Source organism: Arthrobacter sp. StoSoilB19 (assembly GCF_019977275.1).
GTDB lineage: Bacteria > Actinomycetota > Actinomycetes > Actinomycetales > Micrococcaceae > Arthrobacter.
In genome coordinates this window covers 1,938,085-1,964,414 of the sequence record NZ_AP024650.1, presented here as the reverse complement: position 1 = coordinate 1,964,414, position 26,330 = coordinate 1,938,085, and the positions used below count along the sequence as shown (strand labels likewise).

The following is a 26,330-nucleotide window of genomic DNA, read 5'->3' as shown; positions in this document are numbered from 1 at the left end:
AATGACGTACACCCACAACACAGCTTCAGAAGGCACCGGGGACCTGCCAACCACCCTCTACAAGAAACTCGCCTGGCGAATTCTGCCCCTGGCCTCCATCTGTTACGCCGTGGCCATCATCGACCGGGTCAATATCGGCTTCGCAAAGCTCGAAATGAGTGCCGACATCGGTCTCTCGGCAGCCGCCTACGGGCTCGGCGCCGGCATCTTCTTCCTCGCCTATATCTTCTTTGAAGTGCCCAGCAACATGATCCTCGAACGCGTCGGCGCAAAAATGTGGATCGCCCGCATCATGGTCACCTGGGGCGTTGTCACCATCGCTACCGGCTTCGTCCAAAACACTGAACAGTTCTACATTGCCCGGATCTTCCTGGGTATCGCAGAGGCCGGCTTCTACCCAGGCATGGTCTACTTCCTATCCCAGTGGTTCCCACGCAAACGCCTCGCCCAGGCCCTGGCACTGCTGGTTATCGCAGGACCCATCGGCAGCATGTTCGTCGGCCCCCTCTCCGGCTGGGTCATGTCCAGCCTGGGGGGACTCGCCGGTATCGCAGGCTGGCAATGGCTCTTCGTGATCCAGGGCATTCCGGCAGCCCTCCTTGGCATTATCTTCTTCTTTGCCGTCGCCAGCACACCGAAGGACGCCGCGTGGCTCACCAATGAGGAAAAGACCGCCATTGCGGCAAGCCTCGGCCCGGCCGGCGCGCGTGAGAAAGCAACAACGCAGTTCAAGAAGGCCATCACCAACAAGCGGGTCTGGCTCCTCGGCGTCATCCTGGCAGCCAACTACATAGGCATCTACGCCGTCGTCTTCTGGATACCAACCATCATCAAGAACACCGGCGTAACGGATGTAATGACGATCGGCTATCTGTCCTCCGTCCCGTTCGCAGTCGCTGTCGTGGCGACCATCGCCCTTGGCATCTACTGCGACCGCAGCCAGGCCCACCGGCGGGTACTGGTCACGGGCATGGTACTGGCCGCACTGGGACTGGTCGCCAGTGTGGCCACCGGCGATCAACTGGTCCCCACCCTCATCGGCATATCCCTCGCAAGTGCACTCTTTACCGCCACCGGCCCCATTATTTGGGCGGTCACCAACCTACAACTCAAGGGCATGACGGCGGCCGCCGCAGGCATCGCGTTGATCAACACCGTGGGCTCCATAGGGTCCTTCCTTGGCCCTTACGTCATGGGGCTCGGTCAGGACTGGACCGGCAATGTCATCGTGCCCCTCTTGTTCATCGCAGGCGTCGCGGTAGCCGGGGCACTCGCTGCCCTTGCCATCCCCCGCACCCCAACGAATCAAGAAAACATCGAAGAAGGGCATGACAGCGGCCTGAAAACGGCACCCCCAAGGAAAGCAGGAGCGGCGTCGTGAGCACCCTATCCGAAAGAGTCCGGACCGTGATGGCGGCCTACAACAACGGGGACCCGGAACCCCTGATCGCCACTTTCCACGACGACGTTCAATACAACATCGTCGATCTCGACAAGACATACCAAGGCCTGGAGGAAGTTAGCGCCTTGGCCCGCAAAGGGGCCGGACAAACCCGGTTTCACCTGCACGATGTCGTTTCAAGTGGGCCACTAATCGCCTTCACCTACGACCACCACAACCCTCTAGCCGGCATGAGCTACCAAGGGCCAGGACTGGCCGTCCAAAAGTACGATGCCCACGGGCGGCTACTCGAACAATGGGCCTATCGAGCCTAGGAACCAAACAAAGGACGACGGCGGGATTCCCGCCGTCGTCCTCATCTTTTTTCAAATTTTGCGGCCCACCATTCACGGCATGTGACACCGGAGCCCGGTTGCGAGTCCTGGTCAATTCCCGTCAACGCTGTCCTTGGCGGATTCGAGAAGGCTCACCATGTGACCGACCTTAATCACGGCTGCCCTGATTCTCACCGGATCGCTGATGGTCAGGAACTGGAGCATGAGACCGTCCAATGCTGCAAAGATAGCCAGCGAAACAGCATCATCCGCCACCAGGCCGCGTTGCCTCAGCGCATCCTCAACGGTCTGCATGTAAGCGGCGTACAACCTTTCAACCAGTGGCCGTACTTCCGGGTTCCGACGGGATTCAAGCAGCATCTCAAACTGGAAGAGCTGCAGTTCCGGTTCAGCCGACACCGTCGCAATGAGCGAATCAGCGAAACTGTCGTCAAAGTCGACAATCCGCTCCAGGCCAGTCTCCTCGATGGACCGTTGCACAGCCCATTCCATCGTGGCAGCCAGAAGACCTTCGATGGAACCGAAGTGGTGCGTGACCAGCGTGTGGTTCACGCCTGCCCGAGCGGCGACGGCACGGTAGGTAACTCCCCGCAGCCCCTTCTCTCCCACGAGAGCAAGCACTGCTGACAACAACGCCTCCCGGCCGTCTCCATAGGGCAATCGGGCCGAACGTTGGGATTGGCTCATACGCCGAGTCTAGTCTTTGCCACTCCTCGAAAGGGATACGTTGACACCTCTAACTAAACACTTGTAGAGTTCTGGGCGTGGCCCCGGTCACCCACGTTCGCTCGATTGCAATCAGCTTCTCCCCTGCATCTTCCGCGTACTGACGCACCGAAATTGGGGCACCTTTTTCGCATCGGCTTAACGCCCTGCATCCCGAAAAGAGCCATCGCATGAATCAAGAATCAGTCGCATTGCGAACGACCATTGGGTCGGAAGAGCGCGGGGACTCTCCCAGCCCAGCGGGACTGAGGCCCAATAAACTCGGCGTCCTGGCCATAGCCTTTTTCGCTATTGCCGCGGCCGCCCCCCCATGGCGGCGGTAGTAGGCGCCAGCCCGGTACTGTTCTCGACCACCGGCGCCGGAACACCCGTCATCTACGTGATTGCCGCGCTCCTTGTAGCACTCTTTCCGTCGGTTATCTCCGGATGAGCCAGCACATCACCAACGCAGGCGGCTTTGTCGCCTATATGGCCAAAGGCCTGGGAACGAAATGGGCCACCGGCGGCGCGGGGATCGCCATCCTGACCTACCTCAGCCTTCAAATCGGGCTCTGGTCACAGTTCGGGGTATTCGCCCAACTCCTGGTCGAAGGAATCACCGGGCTCAGCATCCCGGCATACCTCTGGATCACCGTGCTGCTTGCCGTCGTGACCGGGCTGACCATGCGCGGCGTGGACGCCAGCCTCAAAGTGCTGGGAGTTCTCATTGTCGGCGAAGCCTTCGCGGTAGCCGCGCTGGTGGTCTCCCTCATCGCCCAAAAGGGCATCGGCATCTTCACATTCGAGGGCTTCACCGGCTCCAACGTCTTCGGACCCGGTATGGGAATTTCCCTGCTCTTTGCATTCGCCTGCTTCACCAGCTTTGAAGCAACAGTCGTCTTCGCCGAAGAAGCCAAAGAACCCCGCCGCACCATTCCGCGCGCCGCCTACTTCGTCATCGCCTTCGTAGGAATCTTCTACACCATCTCCACGTGGGCCATCAGCGGAGCCATCGGCATCGACAACATCCAGACCGTGGCTACGGACAACCCGGCCGGCATGATCTTCGACCTGGCCCAGACCAGTGCAGGTTACTGGCTGAGCATGACCATGCAGATCCTCGTGGTCACCAGCTTCCTGGCCATGCTGCTGGGCCTGTCCAACATGTTCTCCCGCTACCTCTTCTCCCTCGGCCGCGCCGGCGCCCTGCCCGCGAAGCTTTCCGCCGTCTCCAAGACCAGGGCCCCGCACATTGCCGGGTTCATCAACGGAATCGTCGTCCTCGCAGTCATCAGCATCTTCCTGCTCGCAGGAGCCGACCCCATCACCACCGTGTTCTCCTGGTTCGTTGCCCTGGGAACGGCCGGCTTCATCACCATCCTGCTGGTGACCTCAGCTGCCATCGTGGTCTTCTTCGCCAGGAACGGCATGCGGGACAACCTCTGGGTCACCGTCATCGCACCGTCCCTGTCATTCCTCGCATTCATCGTCATCGGATACCTGACGCTGGACAACTACGACGCCCTGCTCGGCGGCGCCGGCGGCGTTGCCCGCTGGCTCCTCCTCGGCATCCCCCTCTTCTTCGTGGCCGGAATTGCCCGGGGAGCACAAAAGCCCTCGATCAACTTCGCCGCGGTCATCGGCTGACCCAGCCGCACCCACCTGTCCCCACACAATGAAAAGAACAAAGGAACACACCATGACTTCAACGGATATCCAGGACTACATTCCCGAAGAGGAGTGGCCGCCGGTTTCTGCCATGCTCGAAGGCTTCGGCGACCAGACGCTGCCCGCCTCCCCCGCCCTCACTGGAGCGGCTCTGAGCATCCCGGGCGAGGACGGAGCAACCGAGGAGTACGTCTTCGACACGGAATCCTCCATCATCTGGACCTCTAAGCGCGGCGAGGAGAAGACCAGCGGAACTGCAGGCTACAAAGCCATCGAAGCCCGCCCCGGGATCTTCATCATCGACTTCGTCCGCGGTGAAGGGCTCAGAGCAGATAACGTCACCATTATCTGGGACCGGAAAACCGGCGCGGTTACTTCCGGAGTATCACGCTTCGTCCTCGTGGGCGACAGGACCCGCAGCACCACCGACTTCAGCCAGACCAACAGCAACGGCTCAGCGGCCCGGCACGAACGCTCATCCGGCCTGGTCGGAAAACGGATCTTCTACCGCTACAGCGACGTCGAGTCCTACGAACACATCTACCTGAACCCAGGCACCTTCACCTGGAACTGCGTCCGCGGCGGCGAGGCGGGGCTGGCGGACACCGATCGGTGCATGACCTGGGAAGTAGCAGAGGACCTCTTCATCTTCTTTTGGACCGAAAAGGTGATGTGCGTTGAAGCCGTCCTGCTCGCGGACCTGCGGGAACAGCGCTCCATCGGACGGATGTTCGGCTGGGACGACCCCGCCAACGAACCGGTCATCCTGCCCTTCGATTCCCGGCTCAGCGTGCTGAACACCACCGAGTACCCTCAGGACACCAACAAGCATTAGGCCCGGAGAGGATGTCCGGTCCTGCACCGGACATCCTCTCATTAGGGCTGCGAACCGCTTCCGAACCTGGACCATGTGTCGACGGGAGCAGTTGTGATGCTGACTGCGCACTTCGGCTATATCGCCTTTTTAGCGCAGCCCTCACAGGACTTCGCCGACAAACCATAACCAAACGGACAATGACCACAGGGCCCTGCTGCCGGAGAAGGCTACGCTATGGAGACCTACGAGTCCCTCGACCCGCGTGGCCACCATAGACCGCGGAATACGCCGTCGTCGCCAAAGAACAGTTCGGCCCCTCCTGCCCATCATCCGCCTACAACACCATCGATGAAGCAGTGGGAAAGCAGCGGTCTCGAGGTCGGCCTCGGTGCCGCCGTCTGGTCACTTACTTGGCTGCGGCTCCCTAGGCCGCAGCTCGCATCCAGCCCGGAACGGTGTGGTAATCACGCATGGCGCCCCCGACCCCCGCATCCCATGGGCGGCGGACAATCCGGCTATGGGGGTGTTCGGTATCGAAGGAGCTCACCCGTCGCAGCGATGAGAAGGCCACCCCTGGGAAACTCCTAGAGCGCTGTCAGCACGGTCATGTCGTCCCCGCTCCCCCGGCACATGAATAGGTGTACGCCGGCCCGGGCCCACCTTACAGCTCAGGAACGAGGAACCGCATAAACACACTTTCAGCAGGCGGAGGGCTCACCCAGCCAGGGACTTGAACCCGCCACCCCACACACCTGAACAGACCACTGCGGCGGCCAGGCCACAGCCCGCAACCCACCCGTCAGAGCTACGAAAATCAAGCTTTGTACACACGTCAAAGCAAAATCGCCTCTGACCTGCGGAAACACTGTGCCCGAGGTGGGACTCGAACTACATTCCGGCCGTTGCAAACACTGGGAACTCGAGAAAACATGCGGGATCCGGGCCAATCCGAGGCCCGTATGACCCGATCCAGAGCCGAGAGTGTGGACAATGTCCACACTCTTACTTTTGGCCTGTGACGCCCTGGTGAGCCTGTCGGAATAACCATTGTGGGACTTAAGCAATATGCGGGCCAAAAGTCGGCATTTTCCCGCTAACGCCGATGGGTTCTCGCGCCGAGGTTCCGCGCCGAAGCGGGTCTTAGCTGGAGACCAGTTCCCGCTTGGTGATCATCGAGTGACGGGGATGAATGCTTTGGCGTTCAGGGCGAGTGGCTTCTTAGGCCCCGAAGGCGACAGGTTGCCGGCGGCCAAGCTGATGCGGGGGCCACCGGCGGGATTCGCAGTGCCGTCTTGGCCGCGGCTCTTGTGTGCGTTTCGTGTCGAGTCCGCACCCAAACTCGTGGGTGGCGGCCTGCCGGGGCAACGACTGCTGTTGATGGACCTTGCCGTATGCGATCCAGTTAGGCTTCTGGGTGCAGGCTTGGGTCTGCGTTGCCGGTCCGCCAGGATGTGAAGTGAACGGTTAGGCCGTCCCTCGACGGGGCGCAGCAGTAGGGTCCGGCCGTGACGTCAGCGTCCGGATCCAGAGGAGCTACCCTGACCAGGCGCCATGGCTCGTCATCGACGCGCGCTCGTACTGTGAGGGCGTCGCCTGAACGACTCGCTCGGACTGTGACGAGTCGTCCCTGCCAGCCCTCAACCCGCGACAGTGACCAATCAGATACGCCGCGGGTAACGACAGCACCGAGGCTTCCGTCTCCGTCGCTCCACTCAATGCCGGTTTTGATCCAAGTGGCGTCGTCGGTACGAACGAAGATGCCTGCTTGGTCAAACTGCGATGAAAAGTCGAAAAGGAACGAAACCTCGACCGCAGAGCCCGGTTCAAAAGGGGCGAGGAGGGCATGTTCAGTGTCATGGATGAATCCGTATGAAGTTATTCGCCAAGCATCACTTCCCCCAACGGCCGCTACTCGCATGCCGTGCTGGTCTATGTCGACCCGTGCAGGTTCCGTAGTCCATGTACCCTCAGTCCAGGCCGCGTGCTTCACGTTGACTCCTCTTCTGGATTCGTGCCGACGCTGCTCGGGATTCTGGCTCGACGCTCGGGGCTCCAGATGTGAATATTTTTCCACACAGGCTCTCGTGCGATGAGCTGGCCACTTATGGAGCCCGTCGCTTGGCCGATCCAAGCCGGATCGCCTTCGAAAACTTCAGCCCCGGGGCAAATCGGTATCCTCGGGCGTTAGGAGTACCGGATTGACCCGCTGCTGAAGTCCTTGGGCGCGCCTGACCCCGGCGCCGCATAGCAGGGTATCGACTACGAGTTCAGCCAAGGCGTCCGTATCGGGGCCTTCCGGACCTGAGGGTTTCTGCAGCGCCTCACTCATGAGGGCGTAGTACACCTGGCGAGCCCATTCGAGGTCGGCTTCCGGGGCGAGCAGGCCTTCGTGTTGCGCCCTCGAAAGGAGGTCATGGGTACGGGCGTTGATCCGGTCCCAGATGTCAGCCGCGGCACTGGTGTCCTCGGAATGGCTGCCGAGGGTGTACCTCCACGCATTCTTCGTTTTCAACACACTCGCCGTGACGCGGTACAGCGCCACGAGGGGAGGTGACGAATCCGGCCTGCTCTCCTCCACGGCGTCGGCGAGCTGTTGCTTGGCTGAAATCGCCAGCGCATCAATGAGGGCCTGGCGGCTTGCGAACCGCCGATGGACCGTGGTTCGGGCAACTCCCGCCGCGTCTCCGATCTGCTCCATCGACGCCCCCGGGTCCCTGCTAAGGACCTGCTCGGCGGCTTCAAGGATGGCCCGCACGCTGCGCTCGGCGTCGGCTCTCAGGGGTCTTCCCACGCTCACTCCTTCTGGCTTGTCACCCCATCCTATCCAACACTGACGCGACGCAACTAAGCCCCTAACTAGAACATTGCTGTTGCAATTATTCACTTAATGGCTACACTAGTGATACATCAATTGTCGAAAAATAATTTAGGAGAGCGGCCATGCCAAGCTCATCCCAGGTAGCGCTGGTCACCGGAGCATCAACCGGAATCGGCAGGGCGGTCGCGACCGCCTTGGTCACTGCCGGTTTCAACGTCGTCGGCACCAGCCGATCCGCTGTCAGCGCTTCCCCGATTCAGGGGGTCACGTTCATCGACCTCGATGTCACCAGTGACGAGTCGGTCGCCGCAGCGGTGGAAAAGGTCCTGAGCCGATTCGGTCGCATCGACGTGCTGGTGAACAATGCCGGGGTCGGTGCATCCGGTGCGGCGGAGGACACCTCCCTGGACCAGGACCGCCGGGTGTTCGACATCAATGTCTTCGGTGTTATGCGCATGACTAAAGCGGTCCTGCCGCATATGCGAAGCCGCAAGACAGGACGGATCATCAATATCTCGTCCGTTGTGGGATTCATTCCCCAGCCTTTCATGGCCGTCTATTCGTCCTCCAAACACGCCGTCGAGGGCTACACCGAGTCACTGGACCACGAACTGCGTGAACACGGCATCCGTGCCCTCCTTGTTGAACCGGCCTGGACCAGTACCGATTTCGACGCCAACAACCTCAAGGCGGACCAGCCGCTGGCCGACTACGCCACGCAGCGAAGGGTATTTGAGGAATACATGGCAAGCGCGGTGCGTGATGGCTATCCGTCCGATGTCGTGGCAGACACCGTCGTCACGGCGGCACGAGCCGCCCGTCCCAAGGCCCGGTATGCCGCCGGTGCCCGCGCAGGCCAGGTGCACCTGCTCCGCAGGTACGCCCCGGCCTCGGTTTTCGACAGTCAAATCCGCAAACTCAACCACCTTCCCGCCTAAGCACCCACTCCCCCAATCCAGAAGGAATCAGCGCATGAACCTCAAAGACTCCGTCATCCTCGTCACTGGCGCCAACGGCGGCCTCGGCATCCACTTCGTCACCGAGGCCCTTGAGCGGGGTGCCGCCAGAGTCTACGCAGCGGCCCGCACCCCGCGTGAATGGGACGACGCCCGCGTAGTGCCCTTGGCCTTGGACGTGACCGACGACGGCTCCATCGCCGCAGCAGTGGCAGCGGCACCGGACGTAACGGTCGTGATTAATAACGCCGGCATTTCACGCCCGGGTTCGCTGGTTGACGGCTCCTTCGACGACATCCGGGCAACCATGGAAACAAACTTCTTCGCACCCCTGGCGCTGACCCGGGCTTTCGCCCCGGCACTTCGGAATGCCAAGGGCGCCATGGTCAACATTGCCTCCATTGCCAGCTGGCTGCCGCTGGGCTCCTACGGCGCTTCGAAAGCCGCCCTGTGGTCGGCGACGAACGCCCTCCGGCTGGAGCTGGCGCCCAGTGGTGTCCACGTCCTCGGCGCCCATCTTGCCTACACCAAGACGCCCATGACAGAAGGAATGACCATGGACATGAACGATCCCGCCGACGTCGTCCGGGCCATCTACGACGGGCTGGAAGCCAACGCGGATGAAGTCCTGGCCGACGAAACCACCCGCCAAGTCCGGGCCGGAATGGCCCTGCCCATCGCCGACCTCCTCGCCGCCGTGAGCGGCGAGTAGGCCCCGTCACCAAGGAACCGCTTCATGACCATGACCTCCACCCTGGAAATTCGTGTAAATCCAGCCGCCACCAACTTGGACGCCATCTTCGAACACGACCTCACCCGGACGGCGTCGTTCCCCGGCAACATCAGCACCGAAGTACTGCAGGACGGCGACGACCCCACCCGGCTGACCGTCATGACCCGCTGGGCCACGGAGTCCGACCTGGCCGCCTACACGGCGTGGCGGCAGTCCCCGGAAGGCGTCACCAGGCTTGCCGAAATCATCACCGCACCGCCGGTCTCCCGGCATTTCAGCATCCGCCACACCTTCAACCCACCAACCCGCTAAAACACGCGACGCCGCGACCCCGGAGGAACCAATGACGAGCACAGCGTTCTTTACCGTTAAAACCATTACCGACAACCTGCGGCGGGTGACCTTCGCTAACCCTCCCGTCAACCTCATGGGCGCCGATGCAGCCATCGAGCTTGCGGGCGTCATGGATGCCCTGAGCCGGGACGAAAACGTCAAGGCCGCAGTATTCGACAGCAGCGTCGACGGCTATTTCTACAACCACGCAGACCTCACCCAGATACCGCGATTGCTGGCATTCACGGCCGACGACGGCACACCCGGCTGGGTGGACCTTGCCTCCCGCATTGCCTCGGCTCCGTTCATCACCATCGCCCTGATACGCGGCCACACCCGCGGCGGAGGCGATGAAATCGCCCTCGCCTTCGACCTGCGCTATGCCAGCCGCCAGAAGGCAACGTTCGGCCAACTGGAAGTCGGAACCGGCCTGATCCCCGGTGGAGGGGGCACAGACCGCCTTGCCCGCCTCCTGGGGCGGGACCGAGCACTCGAAGCCATCATGAGCGGCATGGATTACGACGCCGATACGGCCGAAGCGTTCGGCTGGGTTACCCGGACCCTCGCCGACGACGACCTGGACGGCTTTGTGGACACCATCGCCCGCCGCATCGCTTCGTTTGATAAGGAGGCTATCTTGGGAGCCAAAGCCCAGATCAACCGGGCCACACTCCCGCCAAAAGCAGACCTCCTCAGCTCATGGAACGAATTCGTTGAATCCCTCAACTTTCCCGGGTTCCCGCAACGGATCCAGGCCTTCGGTCAGCTGATAGACCAGGAAGGCCTCCTGAAAGTGGAGGACAACCTCGGGGCCTACCTTGGCTCGCCAAACGCATAAGACAGGCAGGATGACGTGAGGGATGCAGCACCGTGGAAATCCGGAGCCACGGGGCCAGGGCGGCGCAGCCTCGTAAGCATGCGCCGCCGTGACCCAGCCAGTCCCCGGACCGCGACGCCCCTGGAGCTGTTGTTTGACCTGGCATTCGTCGTAGCGTTCGGCCAGGCGGCGGACCAACTGACCCACGCCATAGTCTCCGGTCATGCAGCGTTGGGCGTGGGCGGGTTCATCTACGCCATTACGGGCATCGCGTCGGTCTGGGTAAGCTTCACCTGGTTCGGCTCGGCTTTCGGTGTGGATGACTGGGCCTACCGCCTCGCCACGATGATCCAGATGATCGGTGTGATGATCCTGGCGCTGGGCCTGCCCGACTTCTTTCGGACTCTGGAAAGCGGCGATTCCATCGATCCCCGGGTCATCATCGCCGGGTATCTCGTCATGCGGGCCGCGACGCTCCTGCAGTGGACCCGACTAGCCCGCCAGGACCGCGGGCAGCGGCGCTCAGCCCTCCAGCACACGCTCCTCGTGGGCACCTCAATGACCGGATGGCTGGGGATTGCCATCACCAGGCCGACGCTCCCCTTGTTCGTCCTGGCGGCCGTAATCCTGTTCCTGCTGGAAATTACCGGAACCCGCCTCGTCGAACAGCGCAGCGGCGAAGTGGGGTGGAATGCGCACCACATCGCAGAGCGTTTTGGCCTGCTGGCAATCATTGCTCTTGGCGAAGGTGTCTTTGGAACTGTCGCCTCGGTCAATGCCTTGGTCGGAATCACCGGATGGAGCTTCGACGCCGTCACAGTGGTGACCGCCGGAGTCGGCCTGACTTTCGGCCTGTGGTGGATGTACTTTATGACACCCTATGGCTGGGTCCTCTCGCGCTTCCGCCGTAAGTTCCAACCCTTCATCTACCTGCATTTTGCGCTGTATGCAAGCATCGTTGCGATTGGCGCAGGCCTCCATGTGGCCGCCCACGCCATCGAGGGAGCCGCGGGATTGGAGCCTTCGCCTCCACACTCACCGTGATCATCCCGGTCGCCGTCTTTTGCCTGGCCGTGATGGCCGGCTACACCTACATGCTGCAGGAATTCGACGGACTGCACGCATGGCTGTCCGTCGCCACCACCGCCATCCTTGCTCTGGCCGCCACGGTATCCGCGGCAGGTGCGCCGATTGGAGTGACATTGCTGATCGTCACCGCAGCGCCGGCTGTTTCGGTCGTGGGCTTCGAAGCCGCCGGCCGGAAGCACCAACAGCAATCACTCGCGAACCTCGCGCGGACAGCACCGGTTGATCACTAAATGCTGCAGGGCAACCAGCAACGGTGAGCTCCAGCATCAAGAAGAATGGGTTGCCGAATTCCGCAGTCCCATCCCTTGACGGCTCGATATGGCGCAGGTTACAGTTTTACAGCAATCCAGTTATACGAATAACTGATACGAATAACCAACGGCCCAAGGAGGTGCCCATGGCACGACCCCGCCCCCATTCAGGACCCACCATGCATGACGTCGCGGCGGAAGCGGGTGTCTCGCAGGCCACCGTCTCCCTGGTCCTGAATTCGGCCGCCGGATCGCGTTTTTCGGACGACACCCGGAAAAGGGTGCAGGATGCCGTCCAGAAGCTCGGGTACCGCACCAACGCCCATGCCAAAACCTTGCGTGACGGCGTCTCTGGAATCATCGGATTCCTCGGGGATGCCGTGGCCACCGCTCCATTCGCCGGAAAGATCATCGAAGGCGCACAGGAACGGGCATGGGAAGACGGCCTGCTCCTGCTCACCATGAACACCGGCGGAAACAAGGCCCTCGAGGCAGCGTCGCTGGACTCCATGCTCAGCTATAAGGTGGCGGGGGTGGTTTACGCGGGCATGTACCACCGCCGCCTGGACGTTCCCGAGGCGCTGATGGACGTCCCTTCCGTGGTGCTGAACTCCCAGGACCGAAAGCTCCGCCTGCACAGCGTGGCTCCCGACGAGGAATTGGGCGGCCTCACGGCTACCCGGCATCTCCTGGACGCCGGCCATACCCGGGTGGCGATGATCAACATCGAAACCCTGGAAAGCGAACTCCCCGCCGCCGTCGGACGATTTCGCGGCTACACCCAGGCCATGAACGAAGCGGGGCATGGCGTTCAGCCGGAGCTGGTGCGCTTCGGCAGGGGCAACGAAGAGGATGGCTTCACCCACGCCATGGACCTGCTCACGGCAGCACAGCCGCCCACCGCCATCTTCTGCGCCAACGACCGTACCGCCTGGGGCGCCTACCAGGCTGCCCAGGAACTGCACCTTTCGATTCCGCGTGACCTATCCATCATCGGCTTCGACAACCAGGAAACCCTCGCCCCGCACCTGCGGCCCGGCCTCACCACCCTTGAGCTGCCGTTCGTGGAGATGGGACGCCGCGCCGTGGACCTCATCCTGCAAGGCGCCGAACCCGACGGCCAGGTGGAATTCATCACCTGCCCCCTGATCGAAAGAAACTCAGTGACTCATCCCAAGGAGAAGCCATGAGCCGCATCCTGGCTCGATCCACACCGGCAGCGCCGCCAACTCCCCCTACTGAACCAACGCGCCGCACTCCCCTGCCGCTGCGCCTCAAAAAAGTCGCCCGGTCCTGGCAGTTATACGTATTACTAACTCCGGCCCTCATCTACATCGCCGTCTTCAAGTACTGGCCGATGTACGGAGTGCAGATCGCCTTCCGCAACTACAACCCGGTTGACGGCTTCACAGGAAGTCCGTGGGTGGGGCTCCAGCACTTCATCCGGTTCGTCAACTCATACCAGTTCGGCCAAGTTGTGGGGAACACCCTCTGGATCGCGGTCCTCGGGCTCGTAGTGGCCTTCCCCATCCCGATTGTCCTGGCCCTGCTGGTCAACCAACTGCAGAGCGAACGGTTCAAGAAGTTCACCCAGACCGTGCTGTACTCGCCTGCTTTCATCTCCACGGTGGTGGTGGTCGGAATGATGTTCGTGCTGCTGTCTCCACGGTCCGGCCTGGTCAACAACGCCATCCAACTGGCCGGCGGCGAACCCATCTTCTTCATGGGTTCGGCCGAGTGGTTCCGGCCGATCTATGTGATCTCGGATGTCTGGCAAAACGCAGGATTCTCCATGATCGTTTACTTGGCTGCGCTCTCCGGCATCGACCCTGCGCTGCACGACGCAGCCAAGGTGGACGGCGCCTCCAAACTGCAGCGCATCCGCCACATCGACCTTCCGGGCATCATGCCCGTGGTCACCGTCCTGTTCATCCTGGCCATCGGTAACCTGCTCAACGTCGGTTTCGAAAAGGCCCTGCTGATGCAGACCAACCTGAACCTGCCGGCGTCGGAAATCATCCAGACGTACGTCTACCATGCAGGCCTCCAGCAGGCCCAGTTCAGCTATTCGGCCGCCATCGGCCTGTTCAATTCCGTCCTCAACCTCGTGCTGCTGCTGACCTTCAACTGGGTAGCACGCCGGGCCAACCAAGCAACCCTCTGGTGATGCCGCTATGACCCTGAATACCAAACCCGTGGCCACTCCGGCCCCTGCCCAGCGAAACAGGCCTGGAACGAACGATCCAGGCCCCGGGCGGACTGTCCCGTTCCGCGAAAAGTGGGCCGATAAAGCGTTCAACATCACGGCCATCACCATCCTGACCCTGTCCATCATCGCGGTTGTCTACCCGCTGTACTTCATCGTCATCGCCTCCGTCAGCGACCCGAACGCCGTCTATGAAGGCAAAGTGTGGCTGGTCCCCTCCGGCGTGACCCTGGAAGGCTACCAGCGCATACTCGCCGACAGCCGGATCTGGAACGGCCTCGGCAACACCCTGGTGTACACCGTGCTGGGGACTGCCATCAGCGTGACCACCATCCTGTGCGGCGCCTATGCCTTGTCGCGGAAAGACATGCCGGGCCGGAAGATCCTGATGCTGCTCTTTGTGGTCACCATGTTCTTCGACGGCGGCCTCATCACGAAGTACCTGGTGGTCCGCGACCTGGGCATGCTCGACACGGTTTGGGCCGTTGTCCTGCCGGGTGCGGTGGGCGTATGGAACCTCATCATCGCCCGCTCGTTTTTCGAACACACCATTCCCGGCGAACTCCGCGAAGCCGCCCAGATGGACGGCGCCAACGACTTCACCTTCTTCTTCAGGATGGTCCTGCCGCTGTCCAAGCCGCTCATCATGCTGATGATCATGGTCCACGTGGTGGCCCACTGGAACTCGTTCTTCGACGCCCTGATCTTCCTTAACGATGACACCAAGTACCCGCTGCAACTGGTTCTGCGCAACATCCTGATCCAATCGGACGTCTCTTCCACCGGCACCACCGGCGGGGACATCCAGTCCTACGCCGCCGCCCAGCGGATCGCCGAACTGACCAAATACGCCATGATCGTGGTCTCCAGCCTCCCCCTGATGATCGCCCTGCCGTTCATGCAAAAGCACTTCACCAAGGGCACCATGATCGGTGCCGTCAAGAGCTGACACCCCTCAAAACCAATGCCCGACGCCGTTGCCCCGCACCGCCGTCGTGCTCCTCCCCTCCACCCAAGCAAAGGAAAACCCATGGCAACCAGCCGCAAACTCGCCGTCGCCGGCGCCCTGATGGCAGGAACGATGCTGTTCACCGCCTGCTCAGGCAACTCCAAGGGCACCACGGAGATCAAGGATTCGTCCGCGGACTTCGGCTTCCAACAGTCAGGACTGCCGATCGTCAAGGACACCTTGACCCTCAAGTTCTCCGGAACTAAAACCGCACTGGCCCCTGACTACAACACCATGTCCCTGGTGCAGCAATGGGAAAAGGACACCAACGTCCACATCGAGTGGCAGAACCTTCCCGAAACCGTGTTCAAGGAAAAGAAGAACCTCATCCTTGCCAGCGGCGACCTGCCCGACGCCTTCTTCAACAGTGGCCTGACCGACGCCGAAATCGCCACGTACTCAGCCAGCGGAACCCTCATCCCGCTGGAAGGACTGATCGAGAAGAACGCTCCCAACCTCTCAAAGCTGCTCACGGACCGGCCCGACATCAAGGCAGCCATCACCTCCTCCGACGGGCACATCTACTCCCTCCCCTCCATTGAGGAGCTCGGCTTGGTCCAGTTCCCCAACGAAATGGCCATCAACACCGCCTGGCTGGACAAGCTGGGCATCCCGATGCCCAAAACCGTCAACGAACTCCATGACGCCCTGCTTGCCTTCAAGAACCGCGACGCATCCGGGACCGGCAAGACGATCCCGCTGAGCTTCATGCCTGGCTCATGGTGCGGGGACATCGTGGACCTGATCGCCGCACTCGGCGGCGTTCCGGACAATATGGACCACAGGATCGTCCAGGACGGCAAGGTCATTTACACCGCCACCCAGGACGGTTACAAGAAAGCGCTCCAGACCCTGCACCAGTGGTACCAGGAAGGACTGATCGATCCGGAATCCTTCTCCCAGGACGACAAAGCCTACCTGGCCAAGGGCAAAGCTGGAACGGAAAACCTCGGGTCATTCGTCTGGTGGGAGATCAAGGAAATGGTCGGCGCCGATCGCGCCTCCGACTACAAGCTGCTGCCGGTCCTGGAAGGAGTGGACGGCAAGCGCCGGGCCAGCCAGTCCAACAACCAGGAGATCGCGCGCGGCGCCTTCGCCGTGACGCGGGCGGACAAGTACCCCGCCGCGACCATCCGCTGGGCGGACCACCTCTACGAACCCATCCAGTCCGCCCAGGCCAACTGGGGACCCATCGGCGAAACCCTGCAAAAGGACCCCGCCACCGGGCTGCTCACCCAGATCCCGGCACCGGCGGGCACCAGCGAAGGCGAACGCCGGCAAAAGGTCGCCCCGGGCGGTCCCAAAGCCAACACCGCTGAAAACTTCAAGAACGTCGTAGCGCCCGAACCCCGCGCCGCCGAGCGTCAGAAGACGGTCCAGGAGAACTACAAGCCCTTCGCCGCCAACGACGGCTACCCGCCGGTCCCGCTGTCCAATGAGGAAATCCAGCAGATCAGCACCATCGAGTCCGACGCCGCCACCATCGTCAAGCAGTCAACGGCCAAATGGATCGTGTCCGGCGGCATTGAGAACGAATGGGACGGCTACGTCTCACAGCTTAAGAACATCGGAGTGGACAAGATGGTCGAGGTCTACCAGCAGGCCTACGACCGGTACAAGAGCAACTCCTAAGCCCCCGGCTTTCCCTCCCGGTGCCGGGCGCGGACTCCGCGCCCGGCACCCCAGCCTGCGCCGCCCCGGCCGGCGGCATCACGAAAGAGACCCATGAACACTGTCACGTCCACCCTTGAGACCTTCCGCCCGGCCATGCACTATACGGCCAAGGACACCTGGCTCAACGACCCCAACGGCCTGGTCTTCCACGAAGGCACCTACCACCTCTACTACCAGAACAACCCGTTCGGGAACGTCCACAGCAACATGTCCTGGGGACATGCAACATCCACAGACCTGGTGAACTGGGAAGAGCAGCCGGTGGCCATCCCATGCGATAACACGGAAGAGATCTTCTCCGGAAGCATCGTGGTGGACCACGGGAACACCTCCGGTTTCAGCAACGACGGCGCCGACCCGCTGGTAGCCATTTACACCAGCGCCTACAAGCCGGCCTCAGCCCACCCCGGCATCCAGGCACAGTCCCTCGCCTGGAGTACAGACGGCGGCTACTCATGGACCAAATACGCCGGCAACCCCGTACTCACGCGTGACTCCCCCGAATTCCGTGACCCCAAGGTCTTCCGCTACGAAGGCCCCGCAGGCAGCTACTGGGTGATGGCCGCCGTAGAAGCCCACGACTACGCTGTCCTCCTCTACCGTTCCGACGACCTGAAGACCTGGGAGTACCTCAGCACCTTCGGGCCCGCGAACGGCACGGGAGGCATCTGGGAATGCCCGGATCTCTTCGAACTTCCCCTGGACGGCGACGCCGGGAACACCCGATGGGTCCTGACCGTGAACATGAACCCCGGCGGCCCCAACGGCGGGTCCGCCGGGCAATACTTCGTGGGACAGTTCGACGGCGTGACGTTCCGCTCCGAAACCACGGTCACCGAGGGCATGCAGGACGACGGCCGCGTAGCCGACTACCAGTGGCTGGACTGGGGCCGGGACTACTACGCAGCAGTCTCCTTCAGCAACGTCCCGGACGGGCGCCGGCTGATGATCGGCTGGATGAACAACTGGCAGTACGCCAACCACATCCCCACGTCGCCCTGGCGCAGCCCTATGAGCCTCGTCCGCGACGTCACCCTCACCTCCGTCAACGGACAACCGCGGCTAGTCCAGCAACCCGCCGCCGAATACACCGCCAATTCGGTTCCCGTTCCCGCTCAGCAGCTACAACTGGACGGGACGGTTGCGGTCGACGGCGGCACGGCCGTCCAGCAGATACAGGTCACCTTCACTCCGGGAACAGCGGAAGAATACGGCGTTGCGGTCAGGGGCTGCGAGGATGGTGCCGCTACCAGGATTGGCATCCGTCCGGTATCCGGCGAACTCCTTGTGGACCGCACCAACTCCGGCGACACTGGATTCCACGACGCCTTCCCCTCCGTCAGCACCGCACCAATCCAGCCGGGCCCCGATGGGACCTACTCCCTGCAGATCTTCATCGACCACTGCTCCGTTGAGATCTTTGCGCAGGACGGGCTCGTGACGCTGACCGAACTGATCTTCCCTGACCCCTCCGCGACCTCGCTGGCGCTCTACTCGACCGGCGGAACAGCCGCCGCTTCTCTGCAGCTGACGCCGCTCGCCTGAAACATGAACACATGCTCCAAACAACCGCACGGCCCTGACGTCCTTGTGGTCGGGGAGGCCCTGATAGACGTCGTCAACTCACCGGAAGGAGTGTCCGAACACCCGGGCGGCTCACCGGCAAACGTGGCCTACGGGCTGGGGCGCCTGGGGATCCAAACCAGCTTCCACACGTCGATTGGCCAAGATCCCCGGGGGCGCGCGATCGCCGCCCACCTGAACAGCGCCGGCGTCGAACTCCTGCCAGGTGCACACCGCGACAGCCCTACGGCCACCGCAGCCGCCACTTTGTCCGCCGATGGGTCCGCGTCCTACCAGTTCGATATCAGCTGGGACCCCTTAAGGATCGCTGCGCCCATCCTGCCGCAAATCCTGCACACGGGATCCCTCGCTTCGTTCCTGGCGCCCGGAGCCGCGGTGGTGAGGGAACTCGTTGCACAGGCTCATCGTCGGTGTCTTATCAGGCCGGCTCTGCTGGGCTCCGTATGGGAGGCACGGTCGACGTTCGAGGATCTGGCGGCGTTTGCACACGTCATCAAACTCAGCCATGAGGACGCCGCCTGGCTTTACCCAGAATTGACTGTGGAGGAGGTTGGCGAGCGAATCCTTCGCCTCGGACCAGAGCTGGTGGTCACCACACTGGGTGCAGACGGATCGCTCCTGATGACTCCTCACGGCAGTGTGCACGTACCGGCATTCCCCACGCAGGTCGTCGACACCATCGGAGCAGGGGACTCATACATGGCCGCCCTCATTTACGGGCTCCTCGCGCGCGGAACACACGGACTGACGCCCCAGGCCCAGGAAAGACTCGGCCGAACTGCTGCCGCCGCAGCTGCAATCACGGTCAGCCGAAAAGGCGCAGCTCCGCCTACCGCCGGCGAACTGTCGGCACGGCTGCAGCAGGCCAGCATCCCCAGCTAATCTGCGCGCGGCGTGTGGGCCGGGAAATCGTCCCCGCCAGCATCGTCCTCGCCCTCAGCCCCGTCATTGAACGAAACCCTCCATGTAGTGGGCGACGGCGGACGAGTTAAAAAACCTTTGACACCACCCAACTAACGCGGGTAACTTAGATCACGCAACAAGGTAACGCGAGTTACTACTGATAAGCGCAAACCACTAGCAGCCAACGTCCAGTTCAACGAAGACTTCTGGAGCATCCAATGGCGGACACCGCCTCCCAAAGCCGGGCACGGAACTACTCAGGCATTGCTTCGCCAGGCGCTCACCCCACGCGATGAACCTGAGAGCACCCCGACTCCTGCAATTGCAGCCAGCTGATTTCGCAGTGGCCCCTTTACGCCAACACACGCCCGCTCCACAGGTCCGAGGACCTCAGCCAGCCATGAAAAGAGAAGAATGAACAGCGTTACCACCACCGTTGAGACCTACAGGCCGGCAACGCACTTCGCCGCCAAAGACACGTGGCTCAACGATCCGAACGGGCTTGTCTTCCACGAGGGCACCTACCACCTGTACTACCAGAACAACCCCTTCGGAAACGTCCACGCCAACATGTCCTGGGGCCATGCGACTTCTACTGACCTGGTCAGCTGGACGGAGCAACCGGTAGCGATTCCCTGCGATGACGTCGAGGAAATCTACTCCGGCAGCATTGTGGTGGACGCCGAAAACACCAGCGGATTCGGCGCGGACGGTAAGGCTCCCCTAGTGGCCATCTACACCAGCGCGTACAAGCCGGGCTCCCTCCACGAGGGCACGCAGGCGCAGTCCCTCGCGTGGAGCACGGACGGCGGATACTCCTGGACGAAGTACGCCGGCAACCCGGTCCTGACCCGAAACTCGCCGGAATTCCGGGACCCCAAAGTCTTCCGCTACGACGGCCCTTCGGGCAGCTATTGGGTCATGGTGGCGGTGGAAGCCCATGATTTCACCGTCCTGCTCTACCGCTCACAGGACCTCAAGATCTGGGAATATCTCAGCACCTTCGGCCCGGCCAACGCCACCGGCGGGATCTGGGAATGCCCGGACCTCTTTGAGCTGCCCCTGGACGGTGACTCCTCAGCCATGAAATGGGTCCTGACGGTGAACATGAACCCCGGCGGCCCCAACGGCGGGTCCGCAGGGCAGTACTTTGTGGGAGAGTTCGACGGCGTCACGTTCAGCTCCGAGACAACCCTCACCGAGGGGATGCAGGACCCTGAGCGCGTACCCGACTACCAGTGGCTGGACTGGGGCCGGGACTACTACGCCGCGGTCTCGTTCAGCAACGTCCCGGATGGCCGGCGGCTGATGATCGGCTGGATGAACAACTGGCAGTATGCCAACCACATCCCCACCTCGCCCTGGCGCAGCCCCATGAGCCTGGTCCGGGACGTGTCCCTCGTTTCCGTGAACGGGCAACCCCGGCTCCTGCAGCACCCCGTACCGGAAGTGAGGGCAACTTCGACACCCGGTCCCGAGCAGCGGCTGGCACTGAACGGCCCCGCAACTGTTGAGGGCGGCACAGCAGTACAGCTTATTGACATCACCTTTTCCCCTGGGGACGCCGAGGAATTCGGCGTCGTGGTCAGAGGGCCAGCGGACGGCACGGTCGGGACACGGATCGGGATCCACCCCGGCAGCGGCGACCTGATCGTGGACCGCACCCACTCCGGCGACACCGACTTCCACGAAGCCTTCCCCTCTACCAGCCGCGCCCCCATTGCCGCAGCCAAGGACGGCAACTACACCCTGCAGATCTTTGTCGACCACTGCTCCGTGGAGGTCTTCGCGAACGATGGGCTCGTCTCGGTGACCGAACTGATCTTCCCGGATCCAGCCCAAACTTCCCTCACTCTCTACTCCACCGGCGGCACAGCCGACGCAGTGCTCCAACTCACCAACTTCGAAAAGGCTGATGCCTAATGGAATACCGCAAACTGGGAACCTCCGGCCTGTACATCAGTGAAATCGCCTACGGAAACTGGGTCACCCACGGCGAGCAGATTGACCAGGCCGCTGCGACGGAATGCGTCAAACAGGCACTGGAGTTGGGCATCACCACCTTCGACACTGCCGATGCCTATGCCGGAACCCGGGCGGAGGAAGCTTTGGGTGTGGCGCTCAAGGGAACACGCCGTGAGAGCGTGGAGATCTTTACCAAGGCCTACTTCCCCACCGGGGACGGCCGGAACGACCGCGGCCTGTCCCGCAAACACGTCATGGAGTCCATTAACTCCTCGCTGCGCCGGCTCCAGACTGACTACGTCGACCTGTACCAGGCGCACAGGTATGACTACGAGACTCCGCTGGAAGAGACCATGCAGGCTTTTGCCGATATTGTCCGGGCGGGGAAAGCACACTATATAGGGGTGTCAGAGTGGACGACGGACGAGATACGAGCCGGTGTTGCCCTCGCCAAGGACCTTGGGGTCCAGCTCATCTCCAACCAGCCGCAGTATTCCATGCTGTGGCGCGTCATCGAGCAGGAGATCGTTCCCCTGAGCGAAGAACTGGGCATTGGCCAGATCTGCTGGTCCCCGCTCGCCCAGGGAGTCCTCACCGGCAAGTACACCCCCGGCGCGGCGCCCCCACACGGCTCCCGCTTCCGAGGCGACAACGGCGAACTGAAGAATGACCACCGCTTTCTCAACGAGGACATCCTCACCCGCGTCCAGGAACTGAAGCCCCTGGCCGAAGAGACCGGACTGTCCATGGCAGCCTTCGCGGTCGCATGGGTACTGCAAAACCCCAACGTCTCGGCAGCCATCGTGGGAGCATCCCGGCCCGAGCAGCTCGTTGACAATGTCCGGGCCGCAGGAGTCAAACTCGACCAGGAAATGCTCCTGAGGATCGATGACATCCTCGGCCCCGTCATTGAAAGAGACCCCGGGAAGGTCGAGTCCTTCAAGAATCGCCCCTAACAGCAGCGGCTGAAGAAACGTCTTGACACCGGTTAGTAACGCGGGTAACTTAGATCACAGCCAAAAGTAACGCGAGTTACTATACATAGATTCACCCAATTACTTCCGTATTAGCACGGGCAACCCCAGCTCAATGAAGACCTCTGGAGCATTCAATGGCGAAGACCACCTCACCCAACAAACCCGGCACTGCCCGGCAGCGTGGCGTCACCATGAATGACGTAGCCAAGCATGCCGGAGTATCCCGGACAGCTGTTTCATTCGTGCTGAACAACCGTGAAGACGCCAGCATCTCAGAGGAGACCCGGGTCCGCATCGCTGACGCGGTTCAGGCTTTGGGCTACCGTCCAAATGCCGGGGCCAGGGCGCTGGCATCCCAGCGCAGCGATTGGTACGGGATCGTCACCGAGATCGTCACCGCCCCCTTCGCCGTGGACATCATCAAGGGTGCCCAGGACCAGGCCTGGAGTGATGGCCGGTTTCTCCTGATCGCCCCGTCGGAACAGGGTGATGCGGCTGGCCCCGACCAGGGGAGGGAGGATGCCGCTGTGGAGAAGCTGCTGGAGCAGCGGGTGGAAGGCCTGCTGTACGCCGCAACACACCACCGCGGCGTCCACGTGCCCCGCAGCGCACACGAAGTACCCACGGTGCTCGTCAACTGCTTCGACCTGGACGGGAAGCTGCCCTCAATCGTCCCTGACGAACGCGCGGGCGGACGGGTCGCCGTCGAACGCCTCCTCATGGCCGGCCACACCAAAATCGGTGTGATCAACCTGGACCCGCGCATCCCGGCAGCTGTTGGGCGTTTGCAGGGCGTCCGGGAGGCCTTGGCCGACGCCGGCCTGGAGCTTGATCCGGAGCTGGTGACGGCCGGATATGCGACGGCAGACGGCGGCTACGACGCTGCGTGTCAGATCCTTGACCGGTACCCGGCCAAGGAAAGGCCCACCGCACTGTTTTGCCTCAATGACCGTATGGCCATGGGGGCTTACGACGCCATCAAGGAACGTGGCCTGGCCATCCCCGGTGACATCGCCGTGATCGGCTTCGACAACCAGGAACTCATCGCGGCCTACCTCAGGCCCAAGCTGACTACTGTTGCGTTGCCGTTCGAAAAGATGGGCGCTCTGGGAGTCCAGACGCTCGCCGCCCTTACAGCCGGACAGCCGATCACTGCCAATCAGCAGTTGGTCGACTGTCCGCTGTTAGAACGCTCTTCGGTCTGACCGCGAAACCAACGTCGAAGAGCAAAACCCCAACCCACCCTTCACCTTGCTGATGAAGACAGGAAGAGATAACCCCATCATGACACAAACCAAGTTCCTCAAGTCCGCCCGCATTGCCGCGGCCGGACTGGCGGTAGGCGCGATGCTGCTGACCGGCTGCGCCGCCACCGGCAACAAGTCCGGCGGCACCGACGCCGCGGCCAACGCCAGCGCATTCCTCACCATTCCCCGTGAAGACATGGGAACGTTCGTGCAGAACTTCAACCCGTTCGCGCCGACCGTCAACCCCATGGTCCAGCAGTCCATTTACGAGTCCCTCCTGGTCTTCAACCCGGCCAAGGGGAATACGGTGCCGTGGCTGGCCACCGACTGGAAGGCCGCGGACGACGGAAAGTCCATCACCTTCACCCTGCGTGACGGGGTGAAGTGGTCCGACGGCCAGCCCTTCGTTGCCGACGACGTCGCGTACACCTTCGAGCTTCAGAAGAAGCTTAAGGGCGGCTACGAGTACCTCGACGGCGTCACGGCCCAAGGCAACAAGGTCACCTTCAACTTCAACAAGCCCTGGTCCCCCGCCCTGTCCGACGTCGGCCAGCTCAGCATTCTGCCCAAGCACATCTGGTCCGCACTGGCCGATCCGGAAAAGGATGCCAACGCCAAACCGGTCGGCACCGGACCGTACACCGAGGTGGACAACTTCCAGGCGCAGTCCTTCGTGCTGAAGAAGAACCCCAACTACTGGCAGCCGGATAAGCAGAAGATTGCCGGCATCAAAATGCTCGCGTTCGCGGGGAACGACGGCGCCAACCTCGCCGCCGCCAACGGCGACGTGGACTGGGCGCCCCAGTACATCCCGAATATCGAAAAGACCTTCGTCTCGAAGGACAAGGACCACCGGCACTACTGGTTCCCTCCGACCGGTGCCATGATCAACTGGCAGCTCAACACCACCAAGGCGCCCTTCAACGATGTTGATGTCCGCAAGGCGCTGAGCATGGCCGTGGACCGGGACCAGGTCACCAAGATCGGCATGAGCGGCTACGCGCAGCCGGCCGACTGCACCGGCCTCTCCGGCAACTACGAGACCTGGAAGAACACCCAGGTCAAGGACACCTGCACGTGGACCAAGCACGACGTCCAGCAGGCAAACGACCTGCTGGACAAGGCGGGCTACCCCAAGGGCGCCGACGGCAAGCGCACGCTCAAGGACGGCAAACCGTTCGAGTTCAAGATTTCCGTGGGTGCTACCTCGTCCGACTGGCTCTCCGTGGCCAACGTGATCTCCCAGAACCTGGCGGAGGTCGGCGTGACCGCGAAGGTGGACTCCCCGGACTGGGCTGCCGTCGTGGCAGGGTACGAAAAGGGTGACTTCGACTCCGGCATCGTCTGGAGCGCCAACGATCCCAGCCCTTACAAGTACTTCAACACCACCATGGGCACTGCATCGGTGAAGCCGGTGGGCACTAAGGCCTCCGACAACTACCACCGTTTCGGCGACCCCAAAGCCGATGCCCTGCTGAGCGACTTCGCCGCAGCCACGGACCAGTCCAAGCAAAAAGATATTGCCAACAAGCTGCAGGAAGAATACAACGACGTCGCACCACTGGTGCCGCTGTTCTCCGGCCCGGAATGGGGTGCGTACAACGACACCCGCTTCACCGGCTGGCCCACCCAGGACAACCCGTACGCCACCCTCTCTGTCCGCGCACCCTCCACGGTTCTGGTGCTGACCAGCCTGGAACCGCGCAAGTAGTCCCCCGCCCCTGAGGCCCATCTGGCCCTCAAGGCATCACACGCCCGACGGCCTGGCTCATGCCATCAGCCGGCCGTCGGGCGTACCCACAATCTTGACCACTCCCGAATTGGAGGGAAACCGTGCGCTTCATCCTGCGCCGACTGGGTTTCTACCTGATCGCCTTCTGGGCATCCATTACCCTGAATTTCCTGCTCCCCCGCTTCATGCCCGGGGACCCCGTATCACGCATGTTTGCCCGCTCCCTGGACAGAATGCAGCCCGAACAGCTCGAAGCCCTGCGCAAGCTGCTTGGCGTGGACGACCGGCCCATCTGGGAGCAGTACGCCGGCTACCTCCAGAACATCCTCACCGGACAGATGGGGATATCGATTACACGCTTCCCCACCCCCGTCACCGAAGTCATCTCATCCCAAATCGGCTGGACCCTCCTGCTTGGCGGGACCGCGCTGGTGATTGCCGCCGTCGTGGGCAACCTGCTGGGCATCCTGGCAGCCTGGCGCCGCGGCAGCGCCCTCGACTCGGCTCTGCCCCCCGTGCTGGTCTTTATCGGATCGTTCCCCTACTTCTGGCTGGCAATGGGCGCCCTGTACCTGTTCGGCGTCGTGCTCGGCTGGTTCCCCATCCGCCACGCGTTCACCGACGGCCTGGAGCCGGCGTTCACTGCCGAGTTCATCGGTGACGTCGGCGCCCACCTCGTGCTACCGGCGCTGACCATCGTGCTGGTCTCCATCGGTGGCTGGATGTTGGGCATGCGGAACACCATGATTGCCACGAACTCCGAGGACTACATCACAATGGCCGAAGCCAAAGGCCTGCGCCCCGGACGGATCATGCTCCGCTACGCAGCCCGGAACGCGATGCTGCCCTCGGTGACCAGCTTCGGCATGGGCCTGGGCTTCGTCGTCGGCGGCGCCCTCCTGACCGAGGTCGTCTTCGCCTACCCCGGCGTCGGCTACCAGCTCCTCAACGCCGTCCAAGGCCTCGACTACCCGCTTATGCAGGGCCTGTTCCTGACCATCACCGCCGCCGTGCTGCTGGCGAACTTCCTGGTGGACATCCTCTACGTCCGCCTCGACCCCCGCGTGCGCAGCAACTGAGCAGTGCGTACCCAGTAACCAAGGGACCGA

The 26,330-nt window shown here is 62.3% G+C and carries 24 protein-coding genes; 21 read left to right on the top strand and 3 right to left on the bottom strand.

All coding sequences use genetic code 11. The features are described from left to right. The first annotated feature begins 1 nt into the window (after position 1). Complete coding sequence (locus LDO86_RS09000) at positions 2–1,381, top strand: MFS transporter (protein WP_224084433.1); 1,380 nt, start codon at positions 2–4, stop codon at positions 1,379–1,381. Next, positions 1,378–1,716: a nuclear transport factor 2 family protein gene (locus LDO86_RS08995; protein ID WP_018771315.1), complete on the top strand. Its 339-nt coding sequence runs from the start codon at positions 1,378–1,380 to the stop codon at positions 1,714–1,716. Before LDO86_RS09000 ends, LDO86_RS08995 begins: the two co-directional genes overlap by 4 nt. A gap of 111 nt (positions 1,717–1,827) precedes the next feature. On the opposite strand, the gene LDO86_RS08990 is transcribed toward LDO86_RS08995, so the two are convergent. Further along, positions 1,828–2,424, bottom strand: coding sequence for a TetR/AcrR family transcriptional regulator (locus LDO86_RS08990; protein WP_026266080.1), 597 nt, complete (start codon positions 2,422–2,424; stop codon positions 1,828–1,830). A gap of 465 nt (positions 2,425–2,889) precedes the next feature. Here LDO86_RS08990 and LDO86_RS08985 point away from each other — a divergent pair, with 465 nt between their 5' ends. Both LDO86_RS08985 and LDO86_RS08980 read left to right on the top strand, forming a co-directional pair. Next, entirely contained in the window at positions 2,890–4,089 is a 1,200-nt protein-coding gene (locus LDO86_RS08985) for an APC family permease (RefSeq protein ID WP_018771313.1), read from the top strand. 52 nt (positions 4,090–4,141) lie between these two features. Next, on the top strand, positions 4,142–4,945 hold the full coding sequence (locus LDO86_RS08980; RefSeq protein ID WP_018771312.1) for a MoaF C-terminal domain-containing protein: 804 nt from the start codon (positions 4,142–4,144) through the stop codon (positions 4,943–4,945). Between the two features lie 1,384 nt (positions 4,946–6,329). On the opposite strand, the gene LDO86_RS08975 is transcribed toward LDO86_RS08980, so the two are convergent. After that, a complete protein-coding gene (locus LDO86_RS08975) occupies positions 6,330–6,917 on the bottom strand; it encodes a DUF1349 domain-containing protein (protein ID WP_224084431.1) in 588 nt (195 codons plus the stop codon). A 162-nt stretch (positions 6,918–7,079) separates the two neighbouring features. Continuing rightward, complete coding sequence (locus tag LDO86_RS08970; RefSeq protein WP_018771311.1) at positions 7,080–7,718, bottom strand: TetR/AcrR family transcriptional regulator; 639 nt, start codon at positions 7,716–7,718, stop codon at positions 7,080–7,082. 149 nt (positions 7,719–7,867) lie between these two features. On the opposite strand from LDO86_RS08970, the gene LDO86_RS08965 reads away from it, so the two are divergent. From LDO86_RS08965 to LDO86_RS08885, 17 genes are all read left to right on the top strand, one after another. Then, the gene (locus LDO86_RS08965) at positions 7,868–8,683 is read left to right on the top strand and encodes an oxidoreductase (RefSeq protein ID WP_018771310.1); all 816 of its coding nucleotides are present in this window, start codon (positions 7,868–7,870) and stop codon (positions 8,681–8,683) included. 34 nt (positions 8,684–8,717) lie between these two features. Then, a complete protein-coding gene (locus tag LDO86_RS08960; RefSeq protein WP_018771309.1) occupies positions 8,718–9,413 on the top strand; it encodes an SDR family oxidoreductase in 696 nt (231 codons plus the stop codon). 24 nt (positions 9,414–9,437) lie between these two features. Further along, positions 9,438–9,746, top strand: coding sequence for an antibiotic biosynthesis monooxygenase family protein (locus tag LDO86_RS08955; protein ID WP_018771308.1), 309 nt, complete (start codon positions 9,438–9,440; stop codon positions 9,744–9,746). 31 nt (positions 9,747–9,777) lie between these two features. Further along, positions 9,778–10,605, top strand: coding sequence for an enoyl-CoA hydratase/isomerase family protein (locus LDO86_RS08950; RefSeq protein ID WP_018771307.1), 828 nt, complete (start codon positions 9,778–9,780; stop codon positions 10,603–10,605). Between the two features lie 78 nt (positions 10,606–10,683). Next, the gene (locus LDO86_RS08945; RefSeq protein ID WP_051081437.1) at positions 10,684–11,628 is read left to right on the top strand and encodes a low temperature requirement protein A; all 945 of its coding nucleotides are present in this window, start codon (positions 10,684–10,686) and stop codon (positions 11,626–11,628) included. Continuing rightward, complete coding sequence (locus tag LDO86_RS08940) at positions 11,625–11,903, top strand: hypothetical protein (protein WP_051081436.1); 279 nt, start codon at positions 11,625–11,627, stop codon at positions 11,901–11,903. Before LDO86_RS08945 ends, LDO86_RS08940 begins: the two co-directional genes overlap by 4 nt. Before the next feature lie 167 nt (positions 11,904–12,070). Further along, positions 12,071–13,114 carry a LacI family DNA-binding transcriptional regulator gene (locus LDO86_RS08935; protein WP_224084430.1) on the top strand — a complete coding sequence of 348 codons (1,044 nt, stop codon included), beginning with the start codon at positions 12,071–12,073 and terminating at the stop codon, positions 13,112–13,114. Beyond that, entirely contained in the window at positions 13,111–14,091 is a 981-nt protein-coding gene (locus tag LDO86_RS08930) for an ABC transporter permease subunit (protein WP_026266079.1), read from the top strand. Before LDO86_RS08935 ends, LDO86_RS08930 begins: the two co-directional genes overlap by 4 nt. Before the next feature lie 7 nt (positions 14,092–14,098). Further along, the gene (locus LDO86_RS08925; RefSeq protein ID WP_018771304.1) at positions 14,099–15,079 is read left to right on the top strand and encodes a carbohydrate ABC transporter permease; all 981 of its coding nucleotides are present in this window, start codon (positions 14,099–14,101) and stop codon (positions 15,077–15,079) included. Between the two features lie 81 nt (positions 15,080–15,160). Next, positions 15,161–16,771 carry an ABC transporter substrate-binding protein gene (locus LDO86_RS08920; RefSeq protein ID WP_018771303.1) on the top strand — a complete coding sequence of 537 codons (1,611 nt, stop codon included), beginning with the start codon at positions 15,161–15,163 and terminating at the stop codon, positions 16,769–16,771. Between the two features lie 93 nt (positions 16,772–16,864). Next, positions 16,865–18,358: a glycoside hydrolase family 32 protein gene (locus tag LDO86_RS08915; RefSeq protein WP_018771302.1), complete on the top strand. Its 1,494-nt coding sequence runs from the start codon at positions 16,865–16,867 to the stop codon at positions 18,356–18,358. Positions 18,359–18,361: 3 nt separating this feature from the next. Further along, the gene (locus LDO86_RS08910; protein ID WP_026266078.1) at positions 18,362–19,279 is read left to right on the top strand and encodes a carbohydrate kinase; all 918 of its coding nucleotides are present in this window, start codon (positions 18,362–18,364) and stop codon (positions 19,277–19,279) included. A gap of 435 nt (positions 19,280–19,714) precedes the next feature. Continuing rightward, complete coding sequence (locus tag LDO86_RS08905) at positions 19,715–21,223, top strand: glycoside hydrolase family 32 protein (RefSeq protein ID WP_018771300.1); 1,509 nt, start codon at positions 19,715–19,717, stop codon at positions 21,221–21,223. Beyond that, positions 21,223–22,221, top strand: coding sequence for an aldo/keto reductase family protein (locus LDO86_RS08900; RefSeq protein WP_018771299.1), 999 nt, complete (start codon positions 21,223–21,225; stop codon positions 22,219–22,221). The genes LDO86_RS08905 and LDO86_RS08900 overlap by 1 nt, the downstream gene beginning before the upstream one ends. Positions 22,222–22,376: 155 nt before the next feature. Then, positions 22,377–23,447, top strand: a complete 1,071-nt coding sequence (locus tag LDO86_RS08895; RefSeq protein ID WP_018771298.1) for a LacI family DNA-binding transcriptional regulator — start codon at positions 22,377–22,379, stop codon at positions 23,445–23,447. Between the two features lie 79 nt (positions 23,448–23,526). Then, positions 23,527–25,200, top strand: a complete 1,674-nt coding sequence (locus tag LDO86_RS08890; RefSeq protein WP_018771297.1) for an ABC transporter substrate-binding protein — start codon at positions 23,527–23,529, stop codon at positions 25,198–25,200. A 122-nt stretch (positions 25,201–25,322) separates the two neighbouring features. Then, entirely contained in the window at positions 25,323–26,300 is a 978-nt protein-coding gene (locus LDO86_RS08885; RefSeq protein ID WP_224084429.1) for an ABC transporter permease, read from the top strand. The last annotated feature ends 30 nt before the right edge of the window (positions 26,301–26,330 follow it).